The organism is Acinetobacter sp. YH16052 (assembly GCF_013417155.1).
Classification (GTDB): Bacteria; Pseudomonadota; Gammaproteobacteria; order Pseudomonadales; family Moraxellaceae; genus Acinetobacter.
In genome coordinates this window covers 1-11,510 of record NZ_VPEO01000034.1, presented here as the reverse complement: position 1 = coordinate 11,510, position 11,510 = coordinate 1, and the positions used below count along the sequence as shown (strand labels likewise).

Here is an 11,510-nt window from a genome sequence, read left to right as displayed (position 1 = left end):
TGAAAAATATAAAAATCAAAAACTTATGATATAAATTATTTGCTCGATGATGTTCAAAAGCCGACTTGGAAACAAGTCGGCTTTTTTATGAGCAGTTTTGATAGTTCTTGCCAATAAATTTGACTAAAAATTACGCTTCTCAACTTGAGTGATACAATTTTGTGATACATTATTGTATATACAAATTTGAATGTTTTTTATGGAACAGTATTTTGAATGGGATGAGGCTAAGAATCGAAAGAATCAGAAAAAGCATGATATCTCTTTCGAAACGGCAAGCCTTGTTTTTGATGATCCACTGAGGATCTCAATTCAGGACAGACATACCGATGGTGAAGAACGTTGGCAGACCATTGGGAAAGTAAAAGGCGTACTAATGCTCTTAGTAGCTCACACCATTTTTGATGAAGATGACTGTGAAATCATACGAATCATTAGTGCAAGACAAGTCACTAAGGCGGAGCGAGATAGATATGAGCATGGTTAGATACTCACGCAAAGAACTGAATGAAAAATTCAGCGACAAGCAAGATGCTGAAATTCAACGCTTGCTTGCTAAAGGGACGGTTCCTGATGATCAGCTAGATCTCTCAGATATTCCTGAAATTACCGACTGGAGCAATGCTGTACGCCATAATCAATTCTATCGCCCAGTGAAGCAACAGACTTCCATCCGTTTAGATGCTGATGTACTTGCATGGTTTAAAGCTCAAGGTAAAGGCTATCAAACACGAATGAATGAAATTCTGCGAGAAGCAATGTTAGAAGATTTAAAAAAACATCAATAAAAATGGGAGCTTAGGCTCCCATTTTTGATATCGTATAAGGTGTATTATGTTAATTTTAGAAAAATTTAATATTTCTTATTGCTGAGAAATTCCTAATTCTTCGTGATAATTAATCAGAGTAGTTTCTATATATTCAGCTGATCTTAGGATGTTTTGATCCTTTTTTTTAACCGCATTAATATATTTTTCTACATAACCAATAAACATTTTTGTTATATGTGCTTCCTTACCAGCTAACTTTTTACCAGCTTCCTTTGTCCTAAGCACAAATACTTCATCTGAAATATATGATTCATCTTTGATTAGTAGTGCTTTCGAATAATCTAGCCCCATTCCTTTAATATGTTTAACTTTTCTATTTACCTCAAGAATTAATGAAGCATTGTGAGTAACATGAGATCTAACAGGAATTGCAAAAGTAAGATCATTTATAGTTATTTTTACTACTCCATGTCCTCGTCCTTTGGTTGTATCCCATTTACTATCCAGAGCATAGTAATCCAATGCATGTTGGACTATCGGATTTCCAGTGTAGAAAGAGGTATTTAACTTCTTTAATTGCATATATATTTCCATTTAAATGCAAAAAACCTCGACATTTGTCGAGGCTTTTCTAGATAGCAACAAGGAATTTGAGAGTTTAACGTGAGGATCTTCCTACCCCACATGATATACAAGGAATTTGAGAGTTTAACGTGAGGATCTTCCTACCCCACAAGCTATCTATCTACTAATATATATGAATACACATATTAGTCAATAAAAAACGTACTAAAGGCTAGGTTCAAATTCTTCTTAAACATAATTTAATATTTATATATCATCTACTTACAAGCAATGTATGCATTCTTTTCAAAATCATCAATATGTTAAGAAGTAAGTTTATAAGAATGAAAACTATCAATGGTTTCAACATATAACCATGAAATATAGTTATATATTTGATTGATGTATAAATTAGGCATAAAGAAACAAGGACAATAGAACATAAAATGGAATAGCTAATATTGTAATAAAGCTCTTCTAATACCGACTTCTTAATATCAAAGAGTGGATCAATCGCTTTTTCTTTCTCTTCAGCTAACTCTCTTCTTTCTTCCAGTTTTTGTTCTTGGTCAAAAACTAGAACTAGAACTGATAAAAGTAAAGCTGAGAATATTGAACCTAAATTAACCAGTAAAGAAATTATTTCCTTCCCATTCAATGGTATGAAAATAATACTAACTGATAAAATTATTGGAAGCACAATGAATACAAGAAATTCTAAAATTCCTATTTTATTGTTACGAGTTTGACGCAATGTTCGAAAGTGACCTACCACTATGTCACAGATATTAATGCGATTACTCATAGTCTATATCCTTAAGGCTTATATAAACTTCTAGTGAACTCTTGATCAATTTCTTCAAACCATTTTTCCAAAGCTTCAGGAGTTGGTAAACCTCCCTGTACTTCAATATAGTCTGGAGCTTCTATCTCACATAGTGCCGTTGTTTGGTTCCTACCGACGTAAGCATCCGGCTAACACAGCCTTACCAAGCGATCCTATAAGCCTTAATTTAGTTCCCACCTAAAAACAAGTGGGGACTTAATCCATGAACATGGATATATATTCAGCAACACCTCCTGTTGCTAAAAAACGCAGAACATACAGCAAAGAATTCAAACTCAGTATTGTCAATGCCTGTAAAAATCCTAATACCTCGATCGCTTCGGTCGCACTGCAACATAGTATTAATGCCAACCTTGTCAGTCGTTGGATCAGGATCTTCAGCCATCATGAGGGTGCCGTGCAGGATCCTACTCATGTGAATCCAGCATTTATTGCTTTGCCTTACACTGCTGCAATCAGCCAACCTATTGATGAGAGGATCACGTTGTGTATCACCGTGCCTCATACGAATAATGATATTCAGCTAAAATGGCAGACATCAGAAATACCTGCCTTGGCAGAATTACTCAAGGCACTTGCAACATGATCCGCATTGATGAAATCTGGCTCTCTACCCAGCCCATGGACATGCGTGCAGGTATGGATACGACCATGGCTCAGGTGGTGAGAGCCTTTGGCTACATCAAACCGCATTGTGCTTACCTGTTCTGTAATAAACGTGGCCATCGTATGAAAGTACTGGTACATGATGGACTGGGCATCTGGCTGTGTGCCCGGCGGCTGGAACAGGGCAAATTTCACTGGGCTCAAGTTCACCAAGGTGAAACCGTGGCCCTCAGCCCGGAACAGTTACAGGCACTGATCCAAGGTTTGCCCTGGCAGCGCATTGGACGACAGCAGGTGGTGACGATGCTTTAAACCAGGCTGTTCCATTCTGCTATTCTCCAAACGTTCTATTTCATTCTTCTCATGACCTCAGGCATACTGCGGTCATGAATACGCTGCCTGACTTAAGCCAACTGACCCATGAACAACTGCTGGAATTCACCAGGCAGTTGGCGATGCAGCATCAGTCTCTAGCACAATCAAATCAAGAATTAGAAAAATCAAACCAGCAATTGGATGCCAAAGTTCAACATCTTGAAGTCACCAATCAGCAATTAGATTCTAAAGTTCAACATCTTTCTATTCTCAATCAAAAATACGAGCATGAACTCGCACTATTTAAACAGCACAAATTCGGCAGTAAAAACGAACATCTCACTGCAAAACAAATCCACCTGTGGGATGAAGCGGTTGAAGAAGATATTGCTGCGGTTGATCTAGAACTGGAACGGCTAAATGCAGATAAAACCGATGCAGCGACACAGAAAGCCAAAACCAATAAACCTAAACGTCGACCACTGCCAGATCATCTACACACCATCCGTATTGAGCATGAACCTGCATCAACCCAATGCGCTTGTGGCTGCCAACTCCGTCGTATCGGCGAAGATGTCAGTGAAAAACTGCATTTCAGACCGGCACAGTTCTATAAGGAACAGCATGTGCGTGGCAAATGGGTCTGTGATCAGTGTGACACCCTGACTCAGCAAGCGATGCCCGCCTATGTGATTGATAAAGGCATTGCTTCACCTGAACTGCTCAGCCATGTGCTGGTATCGAAATATGCCGATCATTTGCCGCTGTACCGTCAACGTCTGATCTATCAGCGGGCGGGAATCGAACTTTCTAGATCAACTTTATCTGACTGGATAGGTCGCTGCGGTGTAGAACTGGAACCTCTAGCCAATGCCTTAAAAGAGGTGGTACTACAACAGCAGGTGCTGCATGCAGATGAAACACCGGTCACCATCATGCGGATGGGTGAGAATGATAAAAAACCGAAGAAAGGTTATGTCTGGGCCTATGCCACTACACAGTACAATCCAGTTCAGGCGGTGATCTATGACTTTCAGGATAGTCGTTCAGGCCAGCATGCTGCAGAGTTCTTGAAAGGCTGGCAGGGTTATCTAGTCTGTGATGATTACAGTGGTTATAAAGCACGCTTTAAATCAGGCCAGGTCATTGAGGTGGGCTGCATGGCCCATGCACGTCGTAAATTCCATGAACTGCATGTAACTGGGAAAAGTCAGGTCGCTGAACAGGCATTAGTGCTGATTCAGAAACTGTATGCGATAGAAGCAGAGCTCAGGAAAAAGACCGATGGTACAGCGGAAGACCGCCGCGAATACCGACAACAGCATAGTCAACCAGTGATGCAACAACTATATGAATGGCTCAACCAACATCATCTGACAGTGCCATCGAGTTCTCCCACCGCCAAGGCCATCAATTACACTCTGAAGCGTTGGCCAGCTTTAAGCCGCTATCTGGATGATGGCAATCTACCTATTTGCAATAATTGGGTCGAGAATCAGATGCGTCCCTGGGCGTTGGGGCGCAAGAACTGGCTGTTTGCAGGTTCGCTGCGCAGTGGTCAGCGAGCGGCGAATATCATGACTTTAATCCAGTCAGCAAAGCTGAATGGCTTGGATCCGTATGCCTATTTAAGTGATGTGCTGAAAAGGCTGCCGACACATAAAGTGACCCAGATTGAAGAGTTACTGCCACACTGCTGGAAACCTAAATCGAATTAAAATTGGTATGGGATTCAGCGGACGCTTACCTACCGACAGTAAAAGTCCTACTTTTGCCATTTAAACTAACAACTGTCTTAACTTGCTGACATTCCTCTTCCCACACTTCTACGGCTTTAAATTGATCTGTATTAGGCGTGAGAAAGTTTTTTAACAAGCCGAAATTACCTTTTTTAGGCTTCATCATTAATACTGTTTCAATATTCTCTCGATGACCTAAATTTGAGATTCTCTGAGCTTTATCATCGATACCTGTAAATTTAGTCAGTTTAATTTCTTTCACCTGTGCTTTCTGTTTCCATTCATCAAAAGATTTATCATCTGTTAATGATTTAAATTGTAATACTAGTCCGCTTTTTTCTTTGTAATATTTATATAGAATGTTAAAAATCAGTGTTTTAGCACTTACACTTTTATAGCACTGAAAAAATGCAAAGCCTTCATTATATGAAAGAGGAATTTTTAGATAAAAATAGTAATTAATTAATTCAGCATTTTTTTCTGTCTTTGCATAATCTATTTTTCCTGTGTCAATATTTATAATATCAGACCTAAGACCGTAGTTTCCTTGTTGTAAAAAACCTTTAATAATTCTAGTTTTATCATCAACTTGAAGATCAACGATTCTGTAAATTTTCTTTTCATCTTCAACTATATGAAAGTCTATACCTTTCTCAGTAAAACAATCCTTAAAAATCGTATAAAGATCTAATCGACCTAAAATCTTATCTAAAGGAGGATAAGTATTATGAAGTCTAAAATATTGCTGATCATAAGTTCTTATAGTGTACGGAGCTAAAGAATGCATACTTAATATTTTAAGAATTAAAAATACATTTTTTCATAAGTTTTAGTCAGTTAAAAGGCTTTATTTAACATAAAATCTCTTATGCGAAATTTAAGAAAAAAAGCTTTAGCATTTTTTTCTGTCTCTTCTTAATCGTTGATCTTTAGGCTTTCGCTTATTCCGTTTATTCAAATAAATCTGATCTGCATTTCGACAAGCCACTTCAAACTCTTTCATACTCCAAGCCTTCTTGGCAGTGAAGCGTACATAGTGTAAGTTTTTTGGAAAATACATTTGATTCAGCTTCTTCTGCTCGGGATTTCGGGCATTTAATATCGATCTCATTTTAGCCTGTAACGTGCCAATTTGATGACGTGTACCATGAAAAGTTCCCTTAGAACTCAATCTAAAAGTGGCTTCTTTCAAACGATCAGCCTGTTCAGTCGAAATTAAATCAATTTTTTTATTCAACTCCCGCGTTGCCGACTGCATAAATTCTTGCGATAGATACCAGGTAAAACGGATTTTCTTCTGAGAATATCGTTGAAAAAACTCCAAATGCTTTTTACGAACCCCGCGTAATGCACGAGTTAGCTCTTTCAACCGCTCGTTATAGCTCACGTCATCGTTAAATTTAATTCCAAACCGTTGCAGTAAAAATGCACTCACGGATGCCTGATTCCAACGTGTATGTTCATTTTCTAAAAAAGCAAAGCCGAAAATACGTTGAATACTGGAAAAACGCCTGACATCAGATGCATCAAAAGGCTTAAACACCCGATAAACCAGATCTTGGTTACTATCAATAGTTTTTACACGCTTGGCATGAACATTAAAAATAACGCCAAAGCGTTCAGGATGATAATAAACCCGAGAAAATTGTGGCTTAAGATCACTAAACTCAATGTATTGTCCCAGTACATAATCCCCATAGTGCAACAGTTTTTCTCTTTTGGTTGTCAAAAGACTATTCAACTTTTGCTTCTGTACCATGCTCGAATTTTTGGCGAGTATTTCTTTTAGCGTCAGCTTACTTCTTCGCGCTTCTCTGTAGCCTGTGGTAAATAACCAAAACTGGAATACCTCACTTTTGGCTGGATCATAATTGATGACCAGACTCCATACTGGTTCCCCGTAGTCCGATTTTTTCTTACGCTCAGATTCAGTCAGATCGAGGCCATACTTCAAAATTAATTTTGGAAGCACATGATGGAACTTTGAAAAAAGCACAGTATCAGAAAACCAAAACTTAGCCCTTCCATTCGAAATGCATTGCATAAGACTGAGAAGACAGTCTGTTTTCGTTGTTGTGTAGTAGATCATTATCTAATCAAAATATACCTTTTATGCGGAAAGCATAAAAGTTTATCTTTGATTAAAAAAGAATAAAAAACACCATTTTTATAAAATAGCGTTTTTTTTGATCAATTTTGGTAAATGTATAAATAAGAGTTCCAATACCCGAATAATCCAGGACTAAAAATCTTTTAAAAGTTCAAGATCAACACTAAACATTCTTTGCATTCCCAGCATATGATCAAATTTTTGCTCATATTCTTTCAAAAATTTTCTGGAATCTAATAAATGACTCAAAATCAATTTTAGACTCTGAATAGATTCATCCTTAGGATCTACTAAAGCTTCTTTTTCTTTTAACTCTTTACGAACTTCTTTAATTTGAGATGTTAGCGTTTTTATACCTCTATGATTTGCAATAAACATCATTTCAAACCATTCAAGATCTTCTAAAGTAGATTTCATATCATCACCATTTAATTTTATAAAAATATTTTTTTTAATGCTCTCACTCTCTCAACATTCTCCACAGCCTTCGTTTTACTCTGGGCTGATGGTGAATGTTGAGAGAGTTTCGGCAATACTCACCCTAAGAGCTTACAAAAAATTGCTTGCTCTTAAAGTATTGCCGAACACCAATTTGGGCTGACGGAGCCACGCATCGGTCGTCCACGACAGTAGGTAATTGTGCTTTCCTACACAGGCTGAGATTACGATTCACACACCGCATCGACACGTTCTCAAACCGAACAGGTCACTTCTCTCTGCGAGGGTTTCCCCAACATACAATTTAAAGCATCCCTGAACTACTCATCACGCTGTTGCTTTGTCGATATCCCCTAGTAGCAACTCCTGCTCTACATTACTGTAAAACAATCGCTGTGGTGCGCTAGCGTCGCTTTATTCCATCCACCCACACCACATGCCTAGACCCGAATAAACGGACACGCAGAAGCGGGCAAAGCTCGAATTCAAGATTGCTTATTTAATGGACACAAAACGATTCAATAACGAAGTAATTCATGTTTTGACTTGAAATTACTGCTCATAACGTTAAAATGTGCGAACAGGTACAAGCCTTTGGTGAAATCTGCACGAGTTGGTAGCTCTGCTGATCTTCGTTATCTGATGCGTCAACATCAAATAACTGCGTACCGCTGAATATAAGAAAAACCCGTTGATACTGCAAGGTGTCAGCGGTTTTTTTTTACTCAATTCAAGCCCTTAACTTTCACTCTTTCTAATTTCTTATTAAAAAATCATCTACATCTATTTGATTAATTTCTATTTTCATTAAAAAATAAGTTTCACTCTTTTTCAAAAAAAAATTGTTATTTGCTCAAATTAAATACACCAATATCTATTTGTTTTTGATTAATTTTTATAAACCCGTCCAAGATTTTTAGACAGTCTAGTTAATACAACAATTTAAATATTAGATAAAATCAGATGGTATATATGTAAAACTATATCTATCCAGTCTGTAAATTTTACAGTCTATTAGACAGTGACTTTAGACAACAATAGGCATCACTTTACAACATGAAAAGTCTTTCAGTTCTTGAATTATCCAAGCTTTACGGCATAAATAGACAGACAATTTACAATCATATAAATAAAGGAATTTTAAGTAAAAATTCTGATAATAAAATTGATTTTTCAGAAGCTATTCGTGTTTTTGGTGAGCCTGCTAAAAAAACCGATGTAAAAGAATCTGTAAAAGTAGACAGTCCAAGTTCGGCAGAAGTCTTACTACTTAGACAGCAGATAGACATACTAAAAAATCAGTTGGATGATGCAAAAAATAGAGAAAGCTTCTATCAAAATCAAATTGAAACTATGCAACGACTATTGGAAGCTCCAAAAACCAATACAACGCAATCTGATGATCCAAAATCAAAACAGGCAGAATCCACGGTAGAAGAAAAAGAGGACGTCATAGCTATGCCTCCTAAGGAATCAGAGGTCATCGGGAATAAACGTATTCCTGTCCCTGAACATATTGAGCCAGAACTAGAAAAAAGGGGGTTCTGGAGCCGTTTTTTTAAACCTTATGGCTAATATAAAACAACAGTTAGTTGTAAATTAGTTGTAAATTAGTTGATATAATAACTTATGCTTTTGGAGATAAGTTATGTCTGTTCAAGAACGCTTAAATAAATCTACAGTCCAATTTCTTAAGATTGCACATCATGTTGTATTCGCCAGGAAACGCTATGAAAACGGCAGACAAATAGTAGTTTCCCTGATTTATATTGCACAAGATGCACACCCCATAGCGGCAATCACAGGAACAGAGCGATTTTGGGATTGTCACGACATCAGTAAGGCAACACGATCAATTAGACGACACAATAAAAACTGTCTAATCCTGGATCGCAGAGACTTCATTTTTGAGAAAACGGAAGACCTAAGAGGCTTCAATGGCATCCATTGATTATTCGCCAAAGCTAAACAAAACCGTGGAACATTGATTGTTTTTTGATCGTGAAACATGAAAAATCATAAAAAAAGCCCAATCGGGTGTGATTGGGCTATCAACTAGAAACTACAGCATTGATTTCTAAAGAAAATTATAACGCATTTCGTATAAGGTGTATTATGTTAATTTTAGTAGAACTAATAAATCTATATATTTGAAAATGTCATTTTACTCAATTAAATACTCTTCAGATATTTCACACTGTTCAACAAAAAAATGATCATGTGAAACTAAAATTACAGCGCCCTGATATTGGCTAATAGCCTGCGATAGAAGCTCTCTAGACTCAATATCTAAATGATTTTCTGGTTCATCAAGCAATAATAAATCAATACCATCAGGATAGTGACTCATTGCTAATAATGCGACTTTCAATTTTTCACCACCACTCAGTTCTGATAGTTTTAATAAAGCTTTTTCACGACGAATACGTAACTGACCTAACAAATTTCTCCACTCAACTTCAGTAAGATTGGAGTTATAAAGTGCAAGGTTTTCGATTACGGATAAATCATTATTTAATAAACTAAAGTTTTGATCTAAATACAAACATGTTCCACTAAAGAAAATATCATCACGTTGATGGGTAGAAATCAATTTCAATAAGGTTGATTTACCAATTCCATTAGCACCTTTAAGATGGATTTTTTCGCCAGCTTTCAATGCAAAATTAATTTTATTTGTTGCTGTATGGGGTAGCTTTAAATCATGAATTCTTAAAATCTCTCCTTGCTTCGTACTCTGTAAGTGGAATTCAAACTTCTGAGCTTTGATTTTTTCTACAATGGTCTGCCTATTAATCAGACTATTTTTCAAATCATCAGTTTGTCGAGTTTGTTGGGCACGTAGCTTACCTAAGCTTTGTCCAGCATTTTCCTTTTTGAAATCTAGAAAAATCTTTGCTTGAGAATTAGAATCACGAAGTTCATTGCCTTTAGATTGACGTTTATTCGCTTTCATTAAGCTATCATGTTGCCGTTGTTTTAACTGCTTTAATTCTTTTTTCTCATTATTAATAGACTGAGTTAATGCATCCATGTGTAGCTGATGCTGTTGAATGTAATGCTCATAATTACCTTTGTAGTGTTGTAAGCCTAATTCAGTTAAAGCATAAATATGTTGGACTTGATTGAGTAATTGGCGATCATGACTAATCAGGCATACACCACTAGGGTGTGCCAAAATACTCTCAATTAACCATTGTCTAGATGTTGAGTCTAAATGGTTGCTTGGTTCATCTAAAAGTAGATAGTGATCCTTTTTTAAAAACAAACGACATAAAGCCAGCTTTGTTTTTTGTCCTTCACTCAGTTTTTCTGTTGGAAAGTTCAAATCCGTAGGTAAGTCAGCATTTTCAAGTATATTTTGCCATTTTTGTGGTAAATCCCAGGTATTTTCAACTAACTCATAATCATCAAAACTAGCTGTATTGTTCTCTATACGCCGAAAAGCATGATGTAAATGATCTACCTCTAATGCTTGTGCAATATTTTCAGCATTAAGGCGTTCTAATTGTGCCAAATAATCATGTTGGATATTCCATGAAACTTGACCACTATAATGAATATCTAAAGCTTGGCTTTGATCTAATATTCTGAACAATAGGGATTTACCTAAACCATTACGTCCAATTAATGCAGAAACCTGTCCTGATAAAAGCGTAATGTTTAGCTGATCAAACATTTTCTGTGTAGAAAATTCTAAATTTAAGTTTGAAGCAATACATGCATGTTGCATAAAAAATTCCTCATGTAGAGGATATGCAAAATAGTGAAGATTAACTTATAAAAAACAATATATTATTTAGGATATAAAGTAGAGACCAAGAATATATAGCCACAAGTAGAATCTATTTTGCACATCAAAAGTTTAAAAATAATGATGAGAAAATGACTTACTTCATTGGCGTTACTCTTGGGAGGATGATTTGAATAAGGTTATTTTATAATGATAAGACAATCTGTCAAGCTTGTACTAAAGCTTCTAAAAGTTATTTAACATAATGGCGATTATGCGAAACGAGATTGTAAGCCCAAAGTAGAAATGTCCGGTTTCTCCAAAGTAAAAATGTCCGCTTTTAGAATATGCGCTTTTGCGATTATCGAAGCGGACGGTTTGATATGTT

At 36.5% G+C, this 11,510-nt stretch carries 13 protein-coding genes; 7 read left to right on the top strand and 6 right to left on the bottom strand.

Annotation, left to right across the window (positions count from 1 at the left end; translation table 11 throughout):
* Nucleotides 1-199: 199 nt before the first annotated feature.
* Together FTV42_RS14585 and FTV42_RS14580 are read left to right on the top strand one after the other, a co-directional pair.
* Nucleotides 200-487 (top strand): BrnT family toxin, encoded by a 288-nt coding sequence (locus FTV42_RS14585; protein ID WP_005244631.1) that lies wholly within the window; start codon nucleotides 200-202, stop codon nucleotides 485-487.
* A complete protein-coding gene (locus tag FTV42_RS14580; RefSeq protein WP_180039132.1) occupies nucleotides 474-788 on the top strand; it encodes a BrnA antitoxin family protein in 315 nt (104 codons plus the stop codon). The genes FTV42_RS14585 and FTV42_RS14580 overlap by 14 nt, the downstream gene beginning before the upstream one ends.
* A 75-nt stretch (nucleotides 789-863) precedes the next feature.
* On the opposite strand, the gene tenpIN is transcribed toward FTV42_RS14580, so the two are convergent.
* Both tenpIN and FTV42_RS14570 read right to left on the bottom strand, forming a co-directional pair.
* Nucleotides 864-1,352, bottom strand: coding sequence for a type III toxin-antitoxin system TenpIN family toxin (gene tenpIN, locus FTV42_RS14575; RefSeq protein WP_179996725.1), 489 nt, complete (start codon nucleotides 1,350-1,352; stop codon nucleotides 864-866).
* A gap of 256 nt (nucleotides 1,353-1,608) precedes the next feature.
* Nucleotides 1,609-2,139 carry a hypothetical protein gene (locus FTV42_RS14570; protein WP_179996726.1) on the bottom strand — a complete coding sequence of 177 codons (531 nt, stop codon included), beginning with the start codon at nucleotides 2,137-2,139 and terminating at the stop codon, nucleotides 1,609-1,611.
* A gap of 244 nt (nucleotides 2,140-2,383) precedes the next feature.
* Between FTV42_RS14570 and FTV42_RS14565 the strand changes: the two genes are divergently transcribed.
* The 3 genes from FTV42_RS14565 (at nucleotide 2,384) to FTV42_RS14555 (ending at nucleotide 4,820) form a co-directional block, all read left to right on the top strand.
* A complete protein-coding gene (locus FTV42_RS14565; RefSeq protein ID WP_001055589.1) occupies nucleotides 2,384-2,767 on the top strand; it encodes a transposase in 384 nt (127 codons plus the stop codon).
* The gene (gene tnpB, locus FTV42_RS14560) at nucleotides 2,764-3,099 is read left to right on the top strand and encodes an IS66 family insertion sequence element accessory protein TnpB (RefSeq protein ID WP_000618091.1); all 336 of its coding nucleotides are present in this window, start codon (nucleotides 2,764-2,766) and stop codon (nucleotides 3,097-3,099) included. The genes FTV42_RS14565 and tnpB overlap by 4 nt, the downstream gene beginning before the upstream one ends.
* 74 nt (nucleotides 3,100-3,173) lie before the next feature.
* Complete coding sequence (locus tag FTV42_RS14555) at nucleotides 3,174-4,820, top strand: IS66-like element ISAba16 family transposase (RefSeq protein WP_001094417.1); 1,647 nt, start codon at nucleotides 3,174-3,176, stop codon at nucleotides 4,818-4,820.
* Nucleotides 4,821-4,845: 25 nt separating this feature from the next.
* Here the strand turns inward: FTV42_RS14555 and FTV42_RS14550 are convergent, their stop codons facing one another.
* From FTV42_RS14550 to FTV42_RS14540, 3 genes are all read right to left on the bottom strand, one after another.
* Nucleotides 4,846-5,628 carry a hypothetical protein gene (locus tag FTV42_RS14550; RefSeq protein WP_257222496.1) on the bottom strand — a complete coding sequence of 261 codons (783 nt, stop codon included), beginning with the start codon at nucleotides 5,626-5,628 and terminating at the stop codon, nucleotides 4,846-4,848.
* Between the two features lie 105 nt (nucleotides 5,629-5,733).
* Nucleotides 5,734-6,885, bottom strand: coding sequence for a hypothetical protein (locus FTV42_RS14545; protein ID WP_163143596.1), 1,152 nt, complete (start codon nucleotides 6,883-6,885; stop codon nucleotides 5,734-5,736).
* A 198-nt stretch (nucleotides 6,886-7,083) separates the two neighbouring features.
* Complete coding sequence (locus tag FTV42_RS14540) at nucleotides 7,084-7,368, bottom strand: hypothetical protein (protein WP_180009727.1); 285 nt, start codon at nucleotides 7,366-7,368, stop codon at nucleotides 7,084-7,086.
* A 1,077-nt stretch (nucleotides 7,369-8,445) separates the two neighbouring features.
* Between FTV42_RS14540 and FTV42_RS14535 the strand changes: the two genes are divergently transcribed.
* Nucleotides 8,446-8,964 (top strand): plasmid replication DNA-binding protein, encoded by a 519-nt coding sequence (locus tag FTV42_RS14535; protein ID WP_179995782.1) that lies wholly within the window; start codon nucleotides 8,446-8,448, stop codon nucleotides 8,962-8,964.
* A 73-nt stretch (nucleotides 8,965-9,037) separates the two neighbouring features.
* On the top strand, nucleotides 9,038-9,340 hold the full coding sequence (locus FTV42_RS14530) for a hypothetical protein (RefSeq protein WP_179995781.1): 303 nt from the start codon (nucleotides 9,038-9,040) through the stop codon (nucleotides 9,338-9,340).
* A 213-nt stretch (nucleotides 9,341-9,553) separates the two neighbouring features.
* Here the strand turns inward: FTV42_RS14530 and FTV42_RS14525 are convergent, their stop codons facing one another.
* Entirely contained in the window at nucleotides 9,554-11,122 is a 1,569-nt protein-coding gene (locus tag FTV42_RS14525; protein WP_159124549.1) for an ATP-binding cassette domain-containing protein, read from the bottom strand.
* Nucleotides 11,123-11,510: the final 388 nt, after the last annotated feature.